This is a genomic window from Micromonospora sp. WMMD961 (assembly GCF_029626145.1).
In the GTDB taxonomy this organism is placed as follows: Bacteria; Actinomycetota; Actinomycetes; order Mycobacteriales; family Micromonosporaceae; genus Micromonospora.
The window spans coordinates 1111161-1132801 of sequence record NZ_JARUBJ010000002.1 but is presented as its reverse complement, the minus strand read 5'-3'; the positions used below and the strand labels follow the sequence as shown (position 1 = coordinate 1132801).

The 21641-nt window shown below is 71.7% G+C and carries 18 protein-coding genes and 1 tRNA gene; 7 read left to right on the top strand and 12 right to left on the bottom strand.

Annotated elements, in window-relative coordinates:
- Positions 1–235: 235 nt before the first annotated feature.
- From O7614_RS05525 to O7614_RS05510, 4 genes are all read right to left on the bottom strand, one after another.
- A complete protein-coding gene (locus O7614_RS05525; RefSeq protein WP_030329105.1) occupies positions 236–1216 on the bottom strand; it encodes a ribose-phosphate diphosphokinase in 981 nt (326 codons plus the stop codon).
- 58 nt (positions 1217–1274) lie between these two features.
- Positions 1275–2846 carry a bifunctional UDP-N-acetylglucosamine diphosphorylase/glucosamine-1-phosphate N-acetyltransferase GlmU gene (gene glmU, locus O7614_RS05520; RefSeq protein ID WP_347404335.1) on the bottom strand — a complete coding sequence of 524 codons (1572 nt, stop codon included), beginning with the start codon at positions 2844–2846 and terminating at the stop codon, positions 1275–1277.
- A gap of 102 nt (positions 2847–2948) precedes the next feature.
- Positions 2949–3020, bottom strand: a tRNA-Gln gene (locus O7614_RS05515).
- Positions 3021–3070: 50 nt separating this feature from the next.
- Entirely contained in the window at positions 3071–3814 is a 744-nt protein-coding gene (locus O7614_RS05510) for a helix-turn-helix domain-containing protein (protein WP_278142155.1), read from the bottom strand.
- Between the two features lie 229 nt (positions 3815–4043).
- Here O7614_RS05510 and O7614_RS05505 point away from each other — a divergent pair, with 229 nt between their 5' ends.
- Both O7614_RS05505 and O7614_RS05500 read left to right on the top strand, forming a co-directional pair.
- Positions 4044–5009, top strand: a complete 966-nt coding sequence (locus tag O7614_RS05505) for an acyl-CoA desaturase (RefSeq protein WP_278137407.1) — start codon at positions 4044–4046, stop codon at positions 5007–5009.
- Positions 5010–5233: 224 nt separating this feature from the next.
- Positions 5234–5932, top strand: coding sequence for a TetR/AcrR family transcriptional regulator (locus O7614_RS05500; protein WP_278137406.1), 699 nt, complete (start codon positions 5234–5236; stop codon positions 5930–5932).
- Positions 5933–5939: 7 nt separating this feature from the next.
- On the opposite strand, the gene O7614_RS05495 is transcribed toward O7614_RS05500, so the two are convergent.
- The 6 genes from O7614_RS05495 to O7614_RS05470 form a co-directional block, all read right to left on the bottom strand.
- Complete coding sequence (locus tag O7614_RS05495; RefSeq protein WP_278137405.1) at positions 5940–6416, bottom strand: DUF4383 domain-containing protein; 477 nt, start codon at positions 6414–6416, stop codon at positions 5940–5942.
- A gap of 206 nt (positions 6417–6622) precedes the next feature.
- Entirely contained in the window at positions 6623–7078 is a 456-nt protein-coding gene (locus O7614_RS05490; protein ID WP_278137404.1) for a DUF4383 domain-containing protein, read from the bottom strand.
- Between the two features lie 100 nt (positions 7079–7178).
- Positions 7179–8984, bottom strand: coding sequence for an ABC-F family ATP-binding cassette domain-containing protein (locus tag O7614_RS05485; protein ID WP_278137403.1), 1806 nt, complete (start codon positions 8982–8984; stop codon positions 7179–7181).
- A gap of 120 nt (positions 8985–9104) precedes the next feature.
- Positions 9105–10055: a 4-(cytidine 5'-diphospho)-2-C-methyl-D-erythritol kinase gene (locus tag O7614_RS05480; protein WP_278137402.1), complete on the bottom strand. Its 951-nt coding sequence runs from the start codon at positions 10053–10055 to the stop codon at positions 9105–9107.
- 87 nt (positions 10056–10142) lie between these two features.
- Positions 10143–11012, bottom strand: a complete 870-nt coding sequence (gene rsmA, locus O7614_RS05475; protein ID WP_278137401.1) for a 16S rRNA (adenine(1518)-N(6)/adenine(1519)-N(6))-dimethyltransferase RsmA — start codon at positions 11010–11012, stop codon at positions 10143–10145.
- 46 nt (positions 11013–11058) lie between these two features.
- Positions 11059–11958: a TatD family hydrolase gene (locus O7614_RS05470; RefSeq protein WP_278137400.1), complete on the bottom strand. Its 900-nt coding sequence runs from the start codon at positions 11956–11958 to the stop codon at positions 11059–11061.
- Between the two features lie 131 nt (positions 11959–12089).
- Between O7614_RS05470 and O7614_RS05465 the strand changes: the two genes are divergently transcribed.
- A complete protein-coding gene (locus O7614_RS05465) occupies positions 12090–13337 on the top strand; it encodes a hypothetical protein (protein WP_278137399.1) in 1248 nt (415 codons plus the stop codon).
- 46 nt (positions 13338–13383) lie between these two features.
- Here the strand turns inward: O7614_RS05465 and metG are convergent, their stop codons facing one another.
- Positions 13384–15186 (bottom strand): methionine--tRNA ligase, encoded by a 1803-nt coding sequence (metG, locus tag O7614_RS05460; protein WP_278137398.1) that lies wholly within the window; start codon positions 15184–15186, stop codon positions 13384–13386.
- Between the two features lie 158 nt (positions 15187–15344).
- Between metG and O7614_RS05455 the strand changes: the two genes are divergently transcribed.
- Complete coding sequence (locus O7614_RS05455) at positions 15345–16463, top strand: hypothetical protein (protein WP_278137397.1); 1119 nt, start codon at positions 15345–15347, stop codon at positions 16461–16463.
- Positions 16464–16567: 104 nt separating this feature from the next.
- On the opposite strand, the gene rsmI is transcribed toward O7614_RS05455, so the two are convergent.
- Positions 16568–17416: a 16S rRNA (cytidine(1402)-2'-O)-methyltransferase gene (rsmI, locus tag O7614_RS05450; RefSeq protein ID WP_278137396.1), complete on the bottom strand. Its 849-nt coding sequence runs from the start codon at positions 17414–17416 to the stop codon at positions 16568–16570.
- A 131-nt stretch (positions 17417–17547) separates the two neighbouring features.
- On the opposite strand from rsmI, the gene O7614_RS05445 reads away from it, so the two are divergent.
- The 3 genes from O7614_RS05445 to O7614_RS05435 all read left to right on the top strand — a co-directional run bounded on the left by O7614_RS05445 (position 17548) and on the right by O7614_RS05435 (position 21641).
- A complete protein-coding gene (locus tag O7614_RS05445) occupies positions 17548–19209 on the top strand; it encodes a phospholipid carrier-dependent glycosyltransferase (protein WP_278142154.1) in 1662 nt (553 codons plus the stop codon).
- Between the two features lie 366 nt (positions 19210–19575).
- Positions 19576–20859 (top strand): VWA domain-containing protein, encoded by a 1284-nt coding sequence (locus O7614_RS05440; RefSeq protein ID WP_278137395.1) that lies wholly within the window; start codon positions 19576–19578, stop codon positions 20857–20859.
- Positions 20859–21641, top strand: coding sequence for a peptidase (locus tag O7614_RS05435; protein WP_278137394.1), 783 nt, complete (start codon positions 20859–20861; stop codon positions 21639–21641). Before O7614_RS05440 ends, O7614_RS05435 begins: the two co-directional genes overlap by 1 nt.

The following is a 21641-nucleotide window of genomic DNA, read 5'->3' as shown; positions in this document are numbered from 1 at the left end:
CACCGCGTCGATGACGGTGCCTCCGTGCGGCGCTTTTCAGCGGCCCGCCGGGCACCCTCGCCGTGGCAACCGCACCAGTCTACCCGAGCTGTTTCCAGGGTTTCCGGCAGTCCCCGATCACGGCTCCAGACCGGCGCGTCGGTGGTGCTCCCCACCAGCGCGCCGGCCCCGTTTCCACCAGTTTGACAGCCCCGCCCCCACCGGAATGCCGAGTGGCGGAAACGGGGCTAGATGATCAGCTCAGGCCGCCGAAGAGGGTGGTCACCGAACCGTCGTCGAAGACCTCCCGGATCGCCCGCGCCAGCAGCGGCGCGATCGACAGCACGGTCAGCTTGTCCAACTGCTTCTCCGGCGGGAGCGGCAACGTGTTCGTCACCACGATCTCGCTGATCGAGCTGTTCTTCAGCCGCTCGGTGGCCGGGTCGGACAGCAGCGCGTGGGTGGAGGCGACCACGATCTCCGCCGCTCCCGACTCCTTGAGGATGTCCGCGGCCTTGGCGATCGTGCCACCGGTGTCGATCATGTCGTCGACGATCAGGCAGACCCGACCCTCCACCTCGCCGACCACGCGGTTCGCCACGACCTGGTTGGGCTTCATCGGGTCCCGGGTCTTGTGGATGAACGCCAGCGGACAACCACCCAGCCGGTCGGTCCACCGCTCGGCCACCCGCACTCGGCCCGAGTCCGGTGCCACCACGGTCATCGGCCGGCCGGCGTACTTGTGCTCCACGTACTCGGCCAGGATGTCCATGGCGAAGAGGTGATCCACCGGGCCGTCGAAGAAGCCCTGGATCTGCGCGGTGTGCAGGTCGACGGTGAGGATGCGGTTCGCGCCGGCGGTCTTCAACAGGTCCGCCACCAGGCGGGCCGAGATCGGCTCCCGACCCCGGTGCTTCTTGTCCTGCCGGGCGTACGGGTAGAACGGCAGCACCACGGTGATCCGCTTCGCCGACCCCCGCTTCAGCGCGTCCACCATGATCAGGGTCTCCATGACCCAGGTGTTCACCCCGTGCGTGACGGACTGCACCACGAAGGCGTCCGAACCACGCACCGAGTCCTTGAACCGTACGAAGATCTCGCCGTTGGCGAACTCGTACGCGTCGGCCGGGGTCGGCGCCACGCCGAGCACCTCGCCGATCTCCTTGGCCAACTCCGGAAAGCCACGTCCGGAAAAGAGCATCAGGCTTTTGCGGTTTTCGGCGACGATGCTGCCCATGGGCCCGTCTGCTCCCGTTTTGTCGGCGGTACCCGACCCGGTGGTGGTGGGTCAGGGACTATTCGGTTGCAGTATCTCCCGGGCCGGACGCGCCGCCCACCGTCTCGGTCACCCCGTGCATTGCCTCACTGTCGCTTGCGGTGCCGGGTGTCACCGACGCACCCTTCGCGTCGCCAGATCCCTGCGCACCCTTCGCGTCGCCGGATCGCTCGCCGGCGCGCTGTGCCGCCTCGGCCGCCGCCGTGCCGGCGCGGCGCTTCACCACCCAGCCCTCGATGTTGCGCTGGCGCGCCCGCGCGACACCCATCGCCCCCGGCGGCACGTCGTCGACGATCACCGAACCGGCCGCCGTGTACGCCCCGTCACCCACCTCGACGGGTGCCACGAACATGTTGTCCGCCCCGGTGCGGGCGTGGCTGCCGATCACCGTGTGGTGCTTGTTCACCCCGTCGTAGTTCACGAACACCGACGCCGCACCGATGTTGGTGTGCTCGCCGATCGTCGCGTCACCCACGTACGTCAGGTGTGGCACCTTGGAGCCCGCGCCGATCTGCGTGTTCTTCACCTCGACGAACGTGCCGACCTTCGCCCTGTCGGCCAGCCGCGCGGCCGGCCGCAGGTACGCGTACGGCCCGACGGTGGCACCCGCGCCCACCTCGGCGCCGACGGCGTGGCTGCGGACCACCGAGGCGGCGGGGCCGACGACCGTGTCGACGAGCGTGACGTCCGGCCCGATCAGCGCGCCCGCGCCGACCACTGTGGCACCGCGCAGCTGGGTGTTCTGGTCGACCACCGCGTCGCGGTCCAGGGCCACTGTCACGTCGATCCAGGTGGTCGCCGGGTCGAGCAGGCTCACCCCGGTGCGCATCCACGCCTCGTTGATGCGGTCGCGCAGCAGCCGACGCAGCGTCGCCAGCTCCACCCGGTCGTTGCAGCCCAACGTCTCGACATGGTCCGCGGCGACGTGCACCGCCACCGGCTCACCGGCCGAGCGGAGCAGACCGAAGACGTCGGTCAGGTACTCCTCGCCCTGGTCGTTGTCGGTGGAGAGCTTTCCCAGCGCGTCGCGCAGACGGGCCGCGTCGAAGGCGTAGATGCCGGCGTTGATCTCCCGGATCGCCCGCTGCGTCGCGTCGGCGTCGCGTTCCTCGACGATCTGCTCCAGGCGGCCGTCGGCGTCCCGGACGATCCGGCCGAGCCCGGTCGGGTCGGGCACCTCGGCGGCGAGCACGGTGGCCGCCGCGGCGGCTTCCTCGTGCGCGGTCACCAGCGCGCCCACCGTCTCGGGTCGCAGCAGTGGCACGTCCCCGTTGATCACCACGACGGTGCCGTCCCCGTCCGGGACGGCGTCCAGCGCGATCCGTACGGCGTGGCCGGTGCCGAGCTGCTCGGCCTGGAGCACCGGCGTGGCGTGCGGTGCGACCTCGGACAGGTGCCCCCGGACCTGGTCGGCGCCGTGCCCGACGACGACGACTGTGCGATCCGCGGCAAGCGGCGCGGCGGCGCTCAGCACGTGACCGAGCAGCGTCCGGCCGAGCAACGGGTGCAGCACCTTGGGCAGTGTCGACTTCATCCGCTTGCCCTCACCGGCGGCGAGCACGACGACGGTACGAAGGTGGGGCTGGGGCACGACGTGGCTCCCGTCGGGACGGCGGACACTCTCGCGGCCATGCTAACCAGCCGGAGTGGGAGGATTGTCCGATACCCCCGCCCAGAGGTTGTTGACTAGCTGCTCGGCCGCCAGGGTTCGAACCTGAAACTCAAGAGCCAAAATCTTGGGTGATGCCAATTTCACCACGGCCGATCACGACGTCGGAACACCGTCGCCTCAGGATGACATCCTGCGGCTACACCTTAGCGCTCATCCGCCGCCACGCCATCACTCATCCCCTTCATGATCCCTTCGATCTTCCAGTAGAGCCGCGTCGACTTGGGCACCTCAACCACGAGGCACCCCCGGTAATCGATCCCGGTGTTGTGTCGGTTGGTGCCCGGGTTGTGACGCTTGAGCGCGGTGGGCTGGAACTCGTCGACCGACACGCCGACCTGCTCGGCCCACCAACAGGCCGGGGCCGCCGGGTCGGCTGACTCGTGAATGCTGACGCGGTACCGCAAGGTCCGCTTGTCCACCCCCATCGCCTCTGTGAAGCGGAGGAAAAGACCGATGAGCATCGGGTCGCTGTTGACGAACCGGACTCGACAGTCGTTGGGGCGCCACGGCTTGGCCTTGGCACCCTCGGCCCAGTAGATCGCCGCACCGACCGTGATTAGCTCTCGGTAGCGCAGCTGCTTCACCCAGGCAGCAGCTGCCTCGATCGTCTCCTGCCGCGCGGCATCCCGCGCCTCCCGGTGAGCTGACCATCGGGCGTCGGCCATGGCCTTCGAATGCGCTCTGCGCCGAACCAGAGCCGCCGCACTGTTCGCGTCGAGTGGAAGGTGGCGCAGCCACAGGTATGCGGTGGACCGACTGATCCCCAGTCGCTCGGCGATAACCGGAATCGACAGGCCACCGAGCCGCAGGCGCTCAGCCTGATCACGCAACTCGTCCTTCGCATTCGGTCGCCGGGGCCGGGCCGGCGGAGGAACCCCGCGCAGCATCGCGCGCACGATCTTTGCCGATGCCGGTCCGGGCTTGGATCTGGCGGACGGACAACTGCTCCTCGGTGCGTAACCGACGCACTTCAGCGGCCAGAGAATCAGTCATGAACAGCATTTTAGGACTGACGTACGACACTCTGTCCGAACATTCCCGTGCGATCTACGGTGCCGTAAGTTACGGTGACGTAGGCGTAACTTAGTGATCGTCACCATCCCCCTGCGAGGTCCCATGTCCACTGCCCTGCTCGATCCCAACCCCGCCGCACCGGGCCCCAAGCCCCTCACCGACGGCAGCCAGTCCCCCGGCATCCTGGCCGCACTGTGGGCCTTCGTGGTGATCCCCTTCGTCGCCCTGCTGGTCGCCGTGCCGGTTGCCTGGGGCGGCTGGCTCGGCTGGACCGACGTGATCATCGGCCTGGTCTGGTACGTCGTCTCCGGGCTCGGCATCACCGTCGGCTTCCACCGCTACTTCACGCACGGCTCGTTCAAGGCCAAGCGGTGGCTACGGGTGACGCTGGCGGTCGCGGGTTCGCTGGCGGTGCAGGGCGAAATCATCCAGTGGGTCGCCGACCACCGCCGGCACCACGCGTTCTCCGACCTGGAGGGCGACCCGCACTCCCCGTGGCGCTTCGGCACCAGCTTCTGGGCGTTGAGCCGGGGCCTGTTCCACGCGCACGTGGGCTGGCTGTTCCGCCGCGAACTGTCCAACCGCGAGCGTTTCGCACCAGACCTGATCGCCGACCGTGACATCAGCCGGGTCGACCGCCTCTTCCCCGCGCTGGTGGCCGTCTCACTGCTCGGCCCGGCGCTGATCGGCGGCCTGGTGACCTGGTCGTGGCAGGGCGCGCTGACCGCGTTCTTCTGGGCCGGGCTGGTCCGGATCGGCCTGCTGCACCACGTCACCTGGGCGATCAACTCGGTCTGCCACGTCTACGGCGAGCGGCCCTTCGCGATGCGTCAGGGCGACCGCGCGTCGAACTTCTGGCCGCTGGCGATCCTGTCGTTCGGCGAGAGCTGGCACAACCTGCACCACGCCGACCCGACCAGCGCACGGCACGGCGTCCTGCGTGGCCAGGTGGACATCTCCGCCCGGGTGATCTGGCTGTTCGAGAAGGTCGGCGCGGCGACGCAGGTGCGCTGGCCGAAGCCGGAACGCCTCGCCGCGAAGCTGGTGAAGCCGGTCGCACCCCGGTAAAACCGGGCGGTGCGCCGAGATGCCGCCTGGCAGGATGGCCAGATGACCGAGCCACGCGGGGGGACCGGACGGCCCGGCCGACGGGGAGCCGGGTGCGATTCGGATACGGTCCGAGGACGCGGCAGGGCGGTCGGACCGCCCGACAGTGAGGCGACGACGTGAACGGGCACAGCGGAGGCACCATCCCACGGCAGGGCGTCACCGAGCGCCAGCGAGGCGGCGACATGCCCGAGGTCACTGACGGCGGCGACGGTGTCGGCGGCCGGCGGGCAACGCCGCCCACCCCGGCACCGAAGGCCAAACCCACCTCCCGGGTGCGCATGTCGGCGGCCCAGCGACGGGAGCAGTTGATCGCGACCGGCCGGCAGCTCTTCGCCGAGCGCGGCTTCGACGCCACCTCGATCGAGGAGGTGGCCGCTCGCGCCAAGGTCTCCAAGCCGGTCGTCTACGAGCACTTCGGCGGCAAGGAGGGGCTGTACGCGGTGGTGGTGGATCGGGAGGTCCGGGCCCTACTGGACCGGATCACCACGGCGCTCACCGCCGGGCACCCACGGGAGCTGCTGGAACAGGCGGCGTTGGCCCTGCTGGGTTACATCGAGGAGGAGACCAGCGGCTTCCGGGTCCTGGTCCGCGAGTCGCCACTGATGTCCGGCACGGCCAACTTCAGCAGCGTGATGAACGACGTGGCGCACCAGGTCGAGCACATCCTGGGCGCCGAGTTCAAGAGCCGGGGGTACGACCCGAAACTCGCCGAGCTCTACTCACAGGCGCTCGTCGGCATGGTGGCCCTGACCGGGCGCTGGTGGCTGGAGGTGCGCAAGCCGCGCAAGGAGACGGTGGCGGCGCACCTCGTCAACCTGGCGTGGAACGGGCTGTCGCACCTGGAGGCGAAGCCGACCCTGATCACCGCCCGCCGCCGCTGAGCCCCGCTCAGCGGCGGTGGGCGTCGGCCACCGGGTGTTTACGGCGTTCCAGCTCCGCCTCGGCGTGCTCGGCCGGGCCGACCTTGTCGTACAGGCCGGTGCCGAACAGGATCAGACCGAACAGCATCGACACGACCACTGTCGACATCGAGAAGTTGAGGAAGTTCGCGTCGGTCTGCAGCACTGACATCATCAGGATGCTGGTCACCAGGAACACCACACCCGCGGTGAGGTTCATGTAGTGGCCGAGGTTGCTCCGTCGCGACGCCCCGATGATCAGGACGATTCCGAAGATCACCGAGGCGAGCGAGAAGGCCAGGTTGGTCCGGAGCCCGAGGGCCCAGGTGCTGGTCCGGGCGAAGAGCGGGTCGCCGATCGTCTCGGCGACGCCCCAGACGCCGAAGACCAGGATGTAGACGCCGACCAGACCGGAGAGGACCCGGTAGAGCGGCCGTGCCGGATGGTTGACCGGAAAGTGCGGCATACCCGAGACCCCATCCACCTGAGTTTGACCGTTTCAGGAGGATTGTCGCCCAGGGTAGAACCGGCTGTCCGAAGAACCACAATGCCGGAGGTCCGCCGAAGGCCGGACCAGGTCAGGTTTCGCCGGAGCCCGAGCTGCGCAGGGATCAAGCCTGACCGCCCGGAGCAGCTCGGGCTCCGGCGAAAACCAAGGCCGCGACCAAAAGATCAGAGCACGAGGCGAGCCTTCTGGAACGCCTCCGCCTCCTCGTCCGTGCCAACCTTGCCGTACATGCCGACCATGAGCAGCACCAGGGAAGCCGTCAGCACCACGACCACCGTGGTGATGCTGAAGTTGAAGATGTTGGCGTCGGTCCGGATGAACGCGAGACCACCCAGGCCGATCACCATCAGGGCGTACGCCAGCCACTGGTTGATCGCCACGTCGATGTTGCGGCCGAGCGCGGTGCCGACCAGCACGACGATCCCGAGCAGCACGCTGAGCAGCGAGAAGCCGAGGTTGGTGCCCTGACCGAGGACCCGGGTGCCGTCCTGGGCGAGGATCTCGTTGCCGGTGCTCTCGACGATGCCGAGCACACCGAAGACGACCAGGTACAGACCGGTGAGCCCGCCGATCGCCCGGTAGATCGGCCGCGCGGGGTGGTTGACGGGGGTGTGGGCCATGTCTGTGTCTCCAACGCCGTGGGGTGAGGTGTCGCCGACGATTGTCGCGCACGTGGCGGTGTGACGCCGCACACGGCCCCGGGCCGGCGCGCCCGGCCGGTCAGCTCTCGGGAAGGTCCTCGGCGAGAGTCATCCAGCTCTCCTCGATCCGCTCCCGCTCGGCGCGCAGATCCTTGAGCTGGGCGTCCAATTCGGCGACCCGGGCGTAGTCGGTGGCGTCCGCCGCGAGCTGGTCGAGCAACGTGGTCTCGCGCTGGTCGAGTTTGCCGAGCTGCCGCTCCAGCCGGCTCAGTTCCTTGCGGGCCTGGCGGACCTCGGCGGCGGACATGCCGCTCGCGGTCGGCCCGCTGGGCGTGGCGGTCGGGTTGGCACCGGGCCGGGTGGTACCGGCCCGCTCCGCGGTCCGCGCGAGGTACTCGTCCACACCGCCCGGCAGGTGCACCAGCCGGCCGTCGCCGAACATGCCGTACGCCGTGTCGGTGACCCGCTCGATCAGGTAGCGGTCGTGGCTCGCCACGATGATCGTGCCGGGCCACGAGTCGAGCAGGTCCTCCAACGCGGCGAGGGTGTCGGTGTCCAGGTCGTTGGTGGGCTCGTCGAAGAGCAGGACGTTGGGCTCTCCCGCGAGCAGCCGCAGCATCTGCAACCGGCGGCGTTCCCCACCGGAGAGGTCGCTCACCGGGGTCCAGAGCCGGCGGTCGTCGAAGCCGAACACCTCCGCGAGCTGGGACGCGGAGACCTCCCGGTCACCGAGCTGCACCCGGCGGGCGACCTCCTCGACGGCTTCGAGCACGCGCAGGTGCCCGGGCAGCTCGGCGAGCTCCTGGGACAGGAACGCGGGCCGCACGGTGGAGCCGGTACCGAGACGGCCACCGTCGGGGCGGGTGATACCGGCGAGCATCCGCAGCAACGTGGTCTTGCCGGCGCCGTTGGCGCCGAGGATGGCGATCCGGTCGCCCGGACCGACCAGCCAGGTCACGTCGCGCAGGATCTCCTTGGGGCCGGCGTGCAGCTCGACGTTCTCCAGCTCGTACACCTGCTTGCCGAGCCGGGAGACGGCCATCCGTTGCAGGGACATGGTGTCCCGTGCCGGCGGCACGTCGGCGATTAACGCGTTCGCGGCGTCGATGCGGAACTGCGGCTTGGAGGTTCGGGCCGGCGGGCCACGGCGCAGCCAGGCGATCTCCTTGCGGAGGAGGTTCTGCCGGCGGGCCTCGGTCGCGGCGGCGACGCGCTCGCGCTCGGCTCGGGCCAGGGTCCAGGCGGCGAAGCCACCCTCGTAGGCGCGAACGGTCTGGTCCGCGACCTCCCAGGTGGTGGTGCAGACCGCGTCGAGGAACCACCGGTCGTGGGTGACCACCACCAGGGAGCCCTTACGGCCGACCAGGTGCCGGGCCAGCCAGTCGACACCGCCGACGTCGAGATGGTTGGTCGGCTCGTCGAGGATGAGCAGATCGGAGTCGCGGACGAGCAGCGCGGCGAGCGCCACCCGGCGTCGTTCGCCACCGGACATCGGGCCGACCGGCTGGTCGAGACCCAGGTGCGGCATGCCGAGACCGTCGAGGATGGCACGCACCCCGGCGTCGCCGGCCCACTCGTGCTCGGCGCCCATGCCCTCGGCGAGCCAGGCGGTGCCCAGCACCACGTCCCGGACGGTGGCGTCGGGGGCGAGCGTGAGCTGCTGCGGCAGCCACAGCACGCGCAGGTCGCGGCGGTGCGTCACCCGGCCGTCGTCGGGGCCCTCCTGCTTGGTCAGCAGCCGCAGCAGGGTGGACTTGCCGGCGCCGTTGAGGCCGACCACGCCGATCCGGTCGGCGTCGTCCAGGCCGAGCGAGACGTCCGTGAGCAGCCGCCCTGCCGCGCCGTACCCCTTGGACACCCGGTCCAGATTGACGATGTTCGCCACGTTCCACCCTTCATGATCAAGGCGTCCCGGTGCCGGCGGGCACCTGGACGCCTCCCCCAAGGGTACGCGGACACCCCGGGCGACCGCGCCGCGCGCCCGGAGGGCCGGTGGGACGTACCGTCAGCCGACGCGGGCGCCGGCGACCGGGCCGTGTGCGACCCGCGCCTCCCGGCACACGTCCGCGGCGGTCAACTCGGCGGCGATCCGCTCCGCGTCGGCCGCGTCGGCGGCGAGGAACACGCAGGTCGGGCCGGAGCCGGAGACGATCCCGGTAAGCGCTCCGGCCTCCTCGCCGGCCTTGAGGGTGTCGGCCAGCGCCGGGTGCATGGCCAGGGCGGCGTCCTGGAGGTCGTTGCCGAGCGTCCGGGCGAGCACCCGGGGGTCGCGTTGACGCAGCGCGCCCAGCAGGGCGTCGGTGGGGCCCAGCGGGGCACCGGAGGCACCGGAGTCGCGCAGCCGGTCCAACTCGCGGTACGCGGCGGGGGTGGAGAGACCGACGTCGGCGATCGCCACCACCCAGTGCCAGGTGGTCGGGCGGGCCAACACCGGGCTGATCGCCTCACCCCGGCCGGTGCCCAGCGCGGTGCCCCCGTAGATCAGGAACGGCACGTCGGAGCCGAGGTCGGCGGCGATCCCGGCCAGCTCGTCGCGGGACAGCCCGGTGCCCCAGAGAGCGTCACAGGCCACCAGCGCGGCGGCCGCGTCGGCGCTGCCGCCGGCCAGCCCGCCGGCGAGCGGGATCTGCTTGCGCAGGTGCAGCCGGGCGTGCGGCAGCACACCCGCGTACCCGGCGAGGGCGTGCGCCGCGCGGATCACCAGGTTGGTGTCGTCCAGGGCCAGCTCGCCGGTGCCCTCGCCCTCCATGGTCAGGGCGAGCGTGTCACCCCGACGGGCGGTCAACTCGTCGTAGATCGAGATGGCGTGGTAGACGGTGTTCAGCTCGTGGTAGCCGTCCCGGCGCAGAGGGCCCACCCCGAGGTGCAGATTGACCTTCGCGGGCACCCGGACCTTCACCGGCCCGATGGCCCCGCGTCGCTCGTCCTCGCCGTCCGGACGCCAGGCCTCGGTCACGGGGTGACGTCCCGCAAGCGCAGGCGGATGTCGAACGGCTTGGCCACGATCAGCTCCTCGGCGTCCTCGGCGGGCACGGGCGTCAGCCTACTTCGCGCCCGGCGTACCGACCGGAGCCGACGCGGCGATGGCGGCGAACTGCTCGACGGTGAGGGACTCCCCCCGGGCACCGGGGTCGACGCCGGCCGCGGTGAGCGCGGCGGCGGCCCGGTCCGCGCTACCGGCCCAGCCGGCCAACGCGGCGCGCAGCGTCTTGCGCCGCTGCGCGAACGCCGCGTCGACCACGGCGAAGACCCGTTCCCGGGGTACGTCGACTCGGGGCGGTTCGTGGCAGGTGAAGGCGACCAGGCCGGAGTCGACGTTGGGCACCGGCCAGAACACGTTCGGGGGAACCCGTCCGGCGCCCCGGGCCTGGGCGTACCAGGCGAGTTTGACCGACGGGATTCCGTACACCTTGGAGCCGGGACCGGCGACCAGCCGGTCGGCGACCTCCTTCTGCACCATGACCAGGCCGTGCCGCAGGGTGGGCAGCACGGCGAGCAGGTGCAGCACCACGGGCACCGCGACGTTGTAGGGCAGGTTCGCCACCAGCGCGGTCGGCGGCGGGTCGGCCAACTCGGCGGCGTCGACGCGCAGGGCGTCCGCGCGGTGCACGGTGAGCCGGTCGGCGTCCGCGGCGGCGTGCCGCGCGGCGGTCTCCGGCAGCGCACCGGCCAGCACCGGATCGATCTCCACGGCGTGCACGTGCCCGGCGATCGGCAACAACCCCAGGGTCAGCGAGCCGAGCCCAGGGCCGACTTCCAGGGCCACGTCGTCGGGGGTCAGACCGGCCGCGGTGACGATCCGGCGCACGGTGTTCGGGTCGTGCACGAAGTTCTGGCCCAGCTTCTTGGTGGGCGCGACACCCAGCCGGGCGGCGAGTTCCCGGATCTCCGCCGGGCCGAGGAGACCGGTCATGCGTGGAAGCGTAACGACGGGGCCGGCATCGACCGTCGGGCCGGGCTCACCACGGGCCGAAAGCCCGGTCGCCGGTGGCGGAGATGGCCGCGCACAGCTCGTCCAGATCGGTGCCGGTGGTCTGGGCGAGCGCCCGGACGGTCAACGGAATCAGGTACGACGCGTTCGGCCGACCACGGTGCGGCGTCGGGGTGAGGTACGGGGCGTCGGTCTCCACCAGGATCTGGTCGACGGGGGTGAGCGCGGCGGCCTCGCGCAGCGCGGCGGCGCTGCCGAACGTGACGGTGCCAGCGAAGCTGAGCAGGTAACCACGGCGGACGCACTCGCGGGCGAAGTCGGCGTCACCGGAGAAGCAGTGCAGCACCACCCGGTCCGGCGCGCCCTCGTCGTCCAGGATCCGCAGTACGTCCTTGTGGGCGTCCCGGTCGTGGATGACCAGTGCCTTGCCGTACCGCTTGGCGATGGCGATGTGCGCCCGGAAGCTCTCCTCCTGTGCGGCACGCCCCTCGTCGCCGGTCCGGAAGAAGTCCATTCCGGTCTCGCCGATCCCCCGGACCCGATCGTGGGCGGCCAGCGACTCGATCTGCCGCAGCGCCTCGTCGAGGTCGGTCAGCCGGGGCGCCTCGTTGGGGTGCAACGCCACGGTGGCCAGCACGGCGGGATACCGCTCGGCGATGTCCGCGCCCCACTGGGACGAGGCGACGTCGACGCCCACCTGGACCAGCCGGTCCACCCCGACCCTGGTGGCCAACTCGATCGCCACCGCGACCGGGTCGCCGGCCGACCCCCCGCCGGGCACACCGGCCTCGCTGACCGTGATGTCCAGGTGGGTGTGGCTGTCCAGTACCGCCCGGGGCAGCGGCTCGGGGGCGGGCGGAAACTCTCCGGCCCGCCGGGCGGCGCGCTCTCGGCGCGATTCAGTGGGCTCGCTCATCAGCGACAGCATCACACACCGGGCCTGTCCATCTACCCGCCACCCGGCGTTCACCTCGACTACGCCGCGCGACTCTACGGTCGCCAGTGAGCGAGCGAACCGGGCCGACACGGCATCTCGTTGAGGGAGAGGGAGACGGCGGCATGAGCGTCACCCCCCAGGCCGGCGGGACCGCCGGCGAACGTACCGGGTTGCAGGTGGCGTTCGGCGGCGGCGTGTACCCGGCCGAGGAGATCGCCCGGGGCGCCGCGTACGAACTGTTCAGCGCCGACGAGGTGGCCGGCTTCGAGTGGGCGCCCCGGCCGGGCAGCGCGCTGCCGTGGCGCCGGTTCGTGCACGTCAGCGAGGTGACCGCGGTGCACGGGGCCGCCGAGCCGGCCGACGAGCCGGAGGTCCCGCTGATGATGCCCGCGCATCGCGAGCGGGGTTGGGCGTACCTGCACCAGCTCAGCCAGCAGCCGGCCGCCGCGACCGACCCGGTGCTGACGGTGGCGCGCGCGTCGGCGGTGGTCCGGCGGGGCACCCGCATGGTGAAAATTCTTTCCGCCCAACAGCTCGCCGGCTATGTGCGGGGCTGGCTGCCGCACGGATTCTGCTACCGCGAGTACGACGTGGCGCACCTGCGTACGCCGACCACGACGAAGGTGCTGCGCACCGACGGTGACGTCGGCCGGGAGGGCCCGGAGGTGACGTACGCGCTGCGGTGGCGGGCGTCCGACCCGGGCGACTACGACGTGCCGGTGGGCGAGGCGCACCGCGGTCTGACCGCGCTGGCGTCCCGGGACCGGCTCGGGGCGCCGGTGCTGGGCACGGGCTTCGTGCCGAGCAACGGCCAGCTCATCCCGGAGTTCATCACCCGGGACTTCGCCGACCTGCCGATGCCGTCGAACGCCGCCCTGATCGCCTACCCGGCGGAGGGGGCGGAGGTCGTGCTCTACACCTACCAGGCCGAGCAGCGCGGATGGCTGCGGATGGTGGGCCCGCAGTGGCGGCACCTGTTGGCCGGGGTGCCGGGCCTCTCGCCGGACCAGGAGTACGTGCCGAACGGGGACGCGCCGCGCTCCACCCAACTGGTCGGCCTCTACGGCGACACCGAGTACGAGGCGGTGGCCGACCTGCCCGGCGGGTTCCGGGTGCTGGCGATGACCCGGGCGGCGCGCTACCCGGTGGACGCGGTGGCCCGGCGGCTCCGGTTCGCCCAGTGGCGGGGGGTGCCCTGCCTGGTGCTGCGGGAGGAGGCCGGTTGGCTGCGGGTGCGCCTGCGCTTCCCGAACCCGGAGGCGGTGGCGGCGACCGGCGCGCAGTGCCAGGAACGGGGCGTCTACGAGGCGTGGGCGCTCGGCGCCGAGGTGACCGACGACCAGGTGATGGACACCCGGTACGCGATGTGACCTCCCCCGGCGGCAGGGCAGCCCTGCCGCCGGGGGCCTGGTGCGTTCAGCCCGCCAGCCGGGCCAGTTCCTCGTCGACGATCGACGGGTCGAGCTTGCGGAACACCGGCTTCGGCGCCGCCAGCGGCCGGCCCGCCTCGATGGGCACCGACTCCCAGCGCGCGCCGACGGTGTAGTCACCGGTGAGCACGGGGTACGCCGGGCCGCCGTCCAGGTCGTCGACCTGCTCGATGACGGGCATCGGGGCGTGCACACCGGTGCCGCCGAGCAGCTCGTGCACCTGCTGCGCGGAGTGCGGCAGGAACGGGGTGAGCAGCGTGTTGGCGTCGCTGATCACCTGGAGGGCGACGTGCAGGATGGTGCCCATCCGGGGCTTGTCCGCCTCGTCCTTGAGCTTCCACGGCGCCTGCTCGGACAGATACTTGTTGGCCTCGGCGACCACCTTCATGGCCTCACCGATGGCCTGCTTCTGCCGGTGCCGGCCGATCAGGTCGCCGACCGTGGCGAACCCGGCCCGGGCCACCGCGAGCAGCGCCTCGTCGGCGTCGGTGAGCCCGGCCGGGTCGACCGGCGGGATCGCGCCGAAGTTCTTCGCCGCCATCGAGACGGACCGGTTGACCAGGTTGCCCCAGCCGGCGACCAGCTCGTCGTTGTTGCGGCGCAGGAACTCGGCCCAGGTGAAGTCGGTGTCGTTGCTCTCCGGGCCGGCGGCGGCGATGAAGTAGCGCAGCGCGTCGGCGTCGTAGCGCTCCAGGAAGTCGCGGACGTAGATGACCACCTTGCGGGACGAGGAGAACTTGCGCCCCTCCATCGTCAGGTACTCACTCGACACGACCTCGGTGGGCAGGTTGAGCCGGCCCAGCTCGCCCGGCTCACCGTCGCGGGAGCCCTCGCCGGAGTAGCCGGAGAGCAGCGCCGGCCAGATCACCGAGTGGAAGACGATGTTGTCCTTGCCCATGAAGTAGTAGGACCGGGCGTCCTTACCCTCCCCGTCGGCGGACCAGTACTTCCGCCACGCCTCCGGGTCGCCGGAGCGGCGGGCCCACTCGATCGAGGCGGACAGGTAGCCGATCACCGCGTCGAACCAGACGTAGATCCGCTTGTCCGGGCGATCCCGCCAGCCGTCGAGTGGGATCGGCACGCCCCACTCCAGGTCGCGGGTGATCGCCCGGGGCTGGAGGTCGTCGAGCAGGTTGCGGGAGAACCGCAGCACGTTGGGCCGCCACCCCTCGCGGGTGTCCAGCCACTGCCGCAGCACCTCGGCCAGGGCGGGCAGGTCCAGGAAGAAGTGCTCGGTCTCGACGAACTTCGGGGTTTCCCCGTTGATCCGCGACTTCGGGTTGATCAGGTCGATCGGGTCGAGCTGGTTGCCGCAGTTGTCGCACTGGTCGCCCCGGGCGCTGTCGTACCCGCAGATCGGGCAGGTGCCCTCGATGTAGCGGTCGGGCAGGGTGCGCCCGGTGGACGGGGAGATGGCACCCATGGTGGTCTTCGGCACGATGTAGCCGTTGCGGTACATCCCCTCGAACAACTCCTGCACCACCGCGTAGTGGTTGCGGGTGGTGGTGCGGGTGAACAGGTCGTAGGAGAGACCGAGACCGTGCAGGTCCTCGACGATCACCCTGTTGTACCGGTCGGCCAGCTCGCGCGGGGTGACCCCGTCGGCGTCGGCCTGCACCTGGATCGGGGTGCCGTGCTCGTCGGTGCCGGAGACCATGAGCACGTCGTGACCGGCCATCCGCATGTACCGGGCGAAGACGTCGGAGGGAACGCCGAAACCGGAGACGTGGCCGATGTGGCGGGGGCCGTTGGCGTACGGCCAGGCCACTGCCGCGAGAACGTGACTCATGAGCAGCAAGCCTAGTGACCCGTCCGGTGCGCCCGCGAACCAATAGGGGGTGCCGCGTCAGCGGACCGGGCCGACCACCTCGACCATTGGTCCGATTTGTCGCCGACACGCGGTCAAGCTGCCCGTTCCGCCCTCCGGACCGGTGTGCAATGAACGTCGTGACTGGCAGACGAGCGGCACGGGACCACGAGGACCGTCCCAGCGGGCCGGCGGTCGACGACGACCCCGGCTCCGATCCGGCCTCGCCCCGGGGTGCCGGGGTCGCGCCCCAACCCCGGCTGGTGCCCGGCACGGACCCGGCTTCCGCGGCACGACCCGGTCCCAGCCCACGACCGAGCCCGGCCAAGCGGGCCGGGGCCGACCGGCCGGAGAGGCAACAGACCCGGCCGGCGGGACATGCCGCCACCCCGGCCCGGCCCACGCCGGGCGCGCCGACACCCACCCCGGCCCGGCCGAGCCCGGCGGCACCCGTGCCAAGCCCGGCCCGGCCGAGCCCTCCGGGCCCGACCGTCGGCTCGGCGGTCGCGGCCACCGAGGCCGTCGAGGTGGAACCGACCACCGGGGCGCCGGTAGACGCGATACCGCGTCGAGTACCCGTCCGGCAGCAGGGCCGACGGCACCGCGGCCGACGGGCCGACGGTGACACCCCGGACGGTGACGACGCCTTCTGGGCACCGATCGAGGAGGTGCACTGGGACGGCACCCCGGTCCGGGAGGATCCGGCGCCGGACCGGGACCCGGACCTCCGCCCGACAAGACGCCGGTCACCGGGCCGGTCGGCCCCGCCGCCCGATCCGCTGCCCGGCCTCGCCGCGCTGGTGGCGCTGAGCCTGGTCGCAGCCTTCTTCGCCTGGGTCAGCGCAGGCCCGTTCTGGCTCGCGGTCGGGCACGCCCGGGTGGGCACAGTGGTGATCGACGACTGCACCGGCGACGGGCTCACCCAGCGGTGCCGGGGGACGTTCACCGCGCAGGACGGGCGGTTCATCGCGCACGGCGTACGGGTGAGCGGCGTGCCCGCCATCGCGAACGCGGGCGGCACACCGCTGTCGGCCCGGATGACCGGTCCGGACGCCACCACCGCGTACGCGGACACCGGCGTGGGCCGGCATCTGCGCTGGCTGCCCGGTCTGCTGGTGGTGCTGGGCTGCACCGCCGGCATCGTCCGGTGGACCGGGTCGGCCCGGCTGCCCGGCCGTCGGCACCGCCGCTGGGCCGTGACCGCTGCCGTCGCCGGACCCGTGCTGATCACCGTCGGCTTCCTGGTCGCCGCCTGGTGAGCACGCCGCCGAGATCCGTGCAACTACCGCGAGGGTGCCGCCTCCGGGTGCCCTGGGGACAGCGGCATCCCCGACGTGGCGCGGATCTTGACCCCGTCGACGGTTCAGCTGTGCACGATCGTGTAGACGTCCCGGCGGCGCAGCGCGTACTCGGTGGCGACCTCGGTGATGGCGTCGCGGCGGGACCGGCCGGCGGCCTCCCGCTCGGCGACCGCCGCGCGCAGGGTGTCGTCGTCCGGGCGTTCCGGGACGGTCACCGGTGCTCCGGCCACCACCAGGGTGATCTCTCCGCGCGGGTCCCCCTCGGCGGCCCACCGGGCCAGCTCGCCGAGCGGGCGGCGGAGCACCTCCTCGTAGGTCTTGGTGAGTTCGCGGCAGAGCGCGGCCGGCCGGTCCGCCCCGAACGCGTCGGCCAGGTCGGTGAGTGTCGCCCCGATCCGGTGCGGCGCCTCGAAGAAGACCAGGGTGCGCTCCTCGGCGGCGAGCGCGCGAAGCCGGGATCGTCGCCCGCCGGGGGTGCGGGGCAGGAAGCCCTCGAAGCAGAACCGGTCGCAGGGCAGCCCGGAGACGGCCAGCGCGGTGGTGACCGCGCTCGGCCCCGGGGCGACCGTGACCGGCGCCCCGACATCCAAGGTGGCACGGACCAGCCGGTAGCCGGGGTCGGAGACGCTGGGCATCCCCCCGTCGGTGACCAGCGCCACCACGTACCCGCCGAGGATGGCCTCGACCAGCTCGGGGGTGCGCCGCTCCTCGTTGCCCTCGAAGTAGGAGACGATGCGACCGCCGACGGTGATGTCGAGGTCGCGGGCCAGCCGGGTGAGCCGGCGGGTGTCCTCGGCGGCGACCACGTCGGCGCTACTCAGCACCTCCCGGAGTCGGGCCGAGGCGTCGGCGGGGTTGCCGAGTGGAGCACCGAGCAGAATCAGGCGCCCAACTTCGGACATTTCACCCACGAATTCGTCTCCTTCATTACTGGGGATACCGGTATCAGGGACGACGGACGCCACCGGACACCTTGGCAGCCTACGATCGCCGGGTGACGAGTGCGTCGACAGCGCAGAGCCCGAGCGCCGATCCGGACAAGATGATCCAGGTGACGAGCGAGCCCAGCCCCACCCAGGAGCCGGCGGCACCGAGCGCCGAGGGCGGCGGGGTGGCCGCCGCCCTCCGGCGACGGTTCGCCACCGTCGACACCCAGGCAGACCGGTTCTCCTGGCTGGCCACGGCAGTCGTGGTGGCCATCGCGGCGATCCTGCGCTTCGTCGGGCTGTCCAGCCCGAGGGGCAAGGTCTTCGACGAGACGTACTACGCCAAGGACGCCTACGGGCTGATCTCCCGCGGCGTGGAGTGGAACTACAAGGACAACGTCCCGTCGTACGTGGTGCACCCGCCGCTGGGCAAGTGGCTGATCGGCCTCGGCGAGTGGGCCTTCGGCTACCAGGACGCCGAGTCCAAGGTCTCCGTCCCCGGGCACCTGATGACCACCGCGCCGGCGTTCGGCTGGCGATTCTCGGCGGCGGTGATCGGCACGCTATCGGTGCTGCTGCTGGTCCGCATCGGTCGGCGGATGTTCCGCTCGACGGTGCTCGGCTGCGCGGCGGGCCTGCTGCTCGCCCTGGACGGCTTCCACCTGGTGCTGTCCCGCGCGGCGCTGCTCGACATCTTCCTGCTCTTCTTCGTGCTGGCCGCGTTCGGCGCGTTGGTGCTCGATCGGGACGCCCGCCGTCGCCGCTGGGCGCGGGCTCTGGACGACGGGCTCGATCCGGGCCTGCCGGGCCGGGCCGGCCGCCCGCCGACCGGTTGGCGCACCTGGCCGTGGTGGCGGCTGGCGGCCGGGGTGCTGATCGGCTGCGCCTGTGCGGTGAAGTGGAGCGCACTGTATTTCGTCCCGGCCTTCGCGCTGCTGGTGCTCTTCTGGGAGGTCGGCGTCCGCCGCTCGGCGGGGGTACGCCGGCCCTGGCGGGACACCCTGCTCGACGAGTTGCCCTGGCTGGTGCTCGCCGGCGTGCTCATGGTGGGCACCTACCTCGCCACCTGGTCGGGCTGGTTGATCACCGACGACGGTTACTACCGGCTCGCGTCGGCCTATCCGAGTGCCCCGCTCAGCGACCGCCCGGTGATCGGCCCGCTGATCAACCTCTTCGAATACCACCGCGCGGCCTACGGGTTCCACGCCCAACTCGACGATGCGCACAAATACCAGTCGTGGCCGTGGCAGTGGCTGCTGCTCGGTCGTCCGGTGGCGTTCCACTACGCCAGCGACGGCACCTGCGGCGCGCCGACCTGCGCCTCCGAGATCCTGCTGCTCGGCACCCCGCTGCTCTGGTGGTCGTTCCTGCCCGCCCTGGTCGCGCTGGCCTGGCTGGGCCTGGCCCGTCGGGACTGGCGGGCCGGCGCGATCCTGCTCACCGTCGCCGCCGGGCTGCTGCCCTGGTTCTGGTTCGCCCTCGACGGCCGGACGATGTTCTCGTTCTACGCCGCACCGGCGGTGCCGTTCCTGGTGCTGGCCGTGGTGTACGTGCTGGGCGCGCTGATCGCGCCCGCCGGGGGTGACGTGGGTACGGTGGCGCCGCTGGTGCCCGGTGACCCGAGTTACGAGCGTCGACTGGTGGGCAGCATCGCGGCGGGGGCGTACGTGCTGCTGGTGGCGCTCTGCTTCGCGTACTTCTATCCGATCTTCGTCGGCAAGGTGATTCCGTACTCGGACTGGCTGTCCCGGATGTGGCTCGACGGTCGGTGGATATAAGCATCGACAGGCGACGCGCCGCACAGCGCGACGGAAGAAGGGCCCGCACGCCGAAGCGTGCGGGCCCTTCTGACAAAGACGCGCGCCCCGATCGCCTGCCACGGGGGAAGCGGGCGATTGGGGCGCGCATGAAGAGCTTAACCACCGCGCACCACCGGCACAACGGGTCGACTTGGGTCAGATTTCCGACGGTTGACAGCCGGGCCGCCACCTTGCCTCCCACCGTTGACCGAGGGTGACCTGGCGTGGACCCAGAGCGCGGATACACCCGGTCAGAGGCGGTCGGCGGCCTGCTCGACGGGTATCGGCGCTCGATCTCCACCACCCAAACGATCATCCAAAGTGGATCTCACTACACTGCTGGCCGTGATCAACTTCAGACGACCGACGGCTGTCCTTCTCGGACTGCTGGCGACCACCGCGCTGACCGGGCCGGCCCCGGCATGGGCCGACGAGGAGCCGGCGCCCGAGCCACCCCGGGTCGAACTGGTGCTGGACGTCAGTGGCTCGATGCGCGCCGCCGACATCGACGGACGCAGCCGGATCTCCGTCGCCCAGCAGGCCTTCAACGAGGTGGTGGACGCGCTGCCGGAGGAGACCCAGCTCGGTATCCGGGTGCTCGGCGCAACCTACCAAGGTAAGGACAAGAAGGTCGGCTGCCAGGACACCCAGCAGATCGTGCCGGTCGGCCCGGTGGACCGGACCGCGGCCAAGGCGGCGGTGGCGACGCTCCGGCCGACCGGATTCACACCCGTCGGCCTCGCACTGCGTTCCGCCGCAGAGGACCTGGGCAGCGGGGCCACCACCCGTCGGATCGTGCTGATCACCGACGGCGAGGACACCTGCGCCCCGCCGGACCCGTGCGAGGTGGCCCGCGAGCTGGCCGCCCAGGGCACGAGTCTGGTCGTCGACACCCTCGGCCTGGCCCCCGACGAGAAGGTCCGCCGGCAGTTGCTCTGCATCGCCAGCGCGACCGGAGGCACCTACACCGCCGCGCAGAGCGCCGAGGAGCTGACCGGACGGATCAAACAGCTCGTCGAGCGGGCCGGCGACACGCACACCCGCGCCCCGACGGTGGTCGGCGGCGCGAACGCCTGCGACTCGGCGCCACTGCTCGCCCCCGGCGTCTACGCCGACCGGGAGGCGTTCTCCGAGCACCGCTACTACCGGGTGCCGGTACGCCCCGGGCAGGAACTGCGGGCGTCGGTGAGCATCGCACTGGACCGACAGGTGAACCGGGACTACGGGGTGCTGCTGCGGGCCACCGCGGCGGACGGCCGGGAACTGGTCCGGGGCGCGGACGCCGGCAGCGGACGCGCCGACGTGCTCTCCGCCGGGCTGCGCTGGTCGGCCACCGCCGATGACGAGGATGCCGCGGAGACGACGGAGAGTTCGGCGCCGGTCGTCGAACCCACCACCGTCTGCCTGGTGGTGAGCAACTCGTTCGCCCCGCGCCCCGGCACCGCGGCCACCCCCGGCATGCCGGTGGAGTTGACCATCGACGTGGTCGCCGCCGCGCCCGCTCCGGACGGGCCGGACCTCGGCCGGGGTTGGGTGCTGCTCGCCCTGCTCACCGTCGCCGGGTTGATCACCGGCCTGCTCGCCGGGCTGCTCACCCGCTGGTGGGTCGCCACCTGGAGGGAGAACTGATGCGTCGCGCACTGTTCCGGTCGCTGGCGGCACTCCTCGCCGCCGGCGGGGCCGCTCTGGTCCCCGCCGCCGCCGTTGCCGCCCCGACCCCCTCGCCGGGAGCCACGCCGGTGAACCGGGCCGGCACGTCGTTCCTCACCGCCACCCCGATCTCCGCCGGGCAGCCGGTGCGGGTGGACGCCTCGATCGGCGACCACCTCTACTGGGCGTTCTCCGCCACGGCCGGTCAGGTGCACGAGATCACCGCCACCGTCACGTTCCCGAAGGGGCGCAGCGGCGCCTCCACCTGGACCGTCGACGTCTTCGACGGGCTGCGCCGGCGTCAGGCGTGCACCGCCGGGGCGCAGACCCCGACGGTGGACGCGAAGGCGTCGACAGTGTCGCTGGGCTGCACGTTGCGCGAGGTGCGGCCGTGGGCGGAGCCCTGGTCGGCCGACCCGCTGCCCGGCACGTACGTCATCCGGCTCTCCGTGACCGACCTGCCCGAACCGGATCTCGGAGCACCTGTCGACGTGGACCTGCTGGTCGGCGAAGTCGCCGACCGGGGAGCGTCGGCCGACGACGGCGAGTTGGCCGCACCGCTGGTGCCCAACACCAAGGCGGGCACGGTGCTCAACGCCGTACCCGTGGCCGATCCGGAGGCCGACGACGAGACCGACTCGCCGGCGGACTGGTTGCCGGATCTCGGCTCGCGCTGGGTCTGGACCGGCGTCGGCGGCGTGCTCGCCGCGGTGGCCGGCGTGGTCGGCTTCGCGGTGACCAGGCGGCCTCGGCGTCGCTGA

Bases quoted from the DNA above. Each gene is read 5' to 3' on its own strand.
- O7614_RS05525 (WP_030329105.1), bottom strand. From the start codon at position 1,216: ATGGGCAGCATCGTCGCCGAAAACCGCAAAAGCCTGATGCTCTTTTCC.
- O7614_RS05510 (WP_278142155.1), bottom strand. From the start codon at position 3,814: ATGCTGCGCGGGGTTCCTCCGCCGGCCCGGCCCCGGCGACCGAATGCG.
- O7614_RS05505 (WP_278137407.1), top strand. From the start codon at position 4,044: ATGTCCACTGCCCTGCTCGATCCCAACCCCGCCGCACCGGGCCCCAAG.
- O7614_RS05500 (WP_278137406.1), top strand. From the start codon at position 5,234: ATGCCCGAGGTCACTGACGGCGGCGACGGTGTCGGCGGCCGGCGGGCA.
- O7614_RS05495 (WP_278137405.1), bottom strand. From the start codon at position 6,416: ATGCCGCACTTTCCGGTCAACCATCCGGCACGGCCGCTCTACCGGGTC.
- O7614_RS05490 (WP_278137404.1), bottom strand. From the start codon at position 7,078: ATGGCCCACACCCCCGTCAACCACCCCGCGCGGCCGATCTACCGGGCG.
- rsmA (WP_278137401.1), bottom strand. From the start codon at position 11,012: ATGACCGGTCTCCTCGGCCCGGCGGAGATCCGGGAACTCGCCGCCCGG.
- O7614_RS05470 (WP_278137400.1), bottom strand. From the start codon at position 11,958: ATGCTGTCGCTGATGAGCGAGCCCACTGAATCGCGCCGAGAGCGCGCC.
- O7614_RS05465 (WP_278137399.1), top strand. From the start codon at position 12,090: ATGAGCGTCACCCCCCAGGCCGGCGGGACCGCCGGCGAACGTACCGGG.
- metG (WP_278137398.1), bottom strand. From the start codon at position 15,186: ATGAGTCACGTTCTCGCGGCAGTGGCCTGGCCGTACGCCAACGGCCCC.
- O7614_RS05445 (WP_278142154.1), top strand. From the start codon at position 17,548: ATGATCCAGGTGACGAGCGAGCCCAGCCCCACCCAGGAGCCGGCGGCA.
- O7614_RS05435 (WP_278137394.1), top strand. From the start codon at position 20,859: ATGCGTCGCGCACTGTTCCGGTCGCTGGCGGCACTCCTCGCCGCCGGC.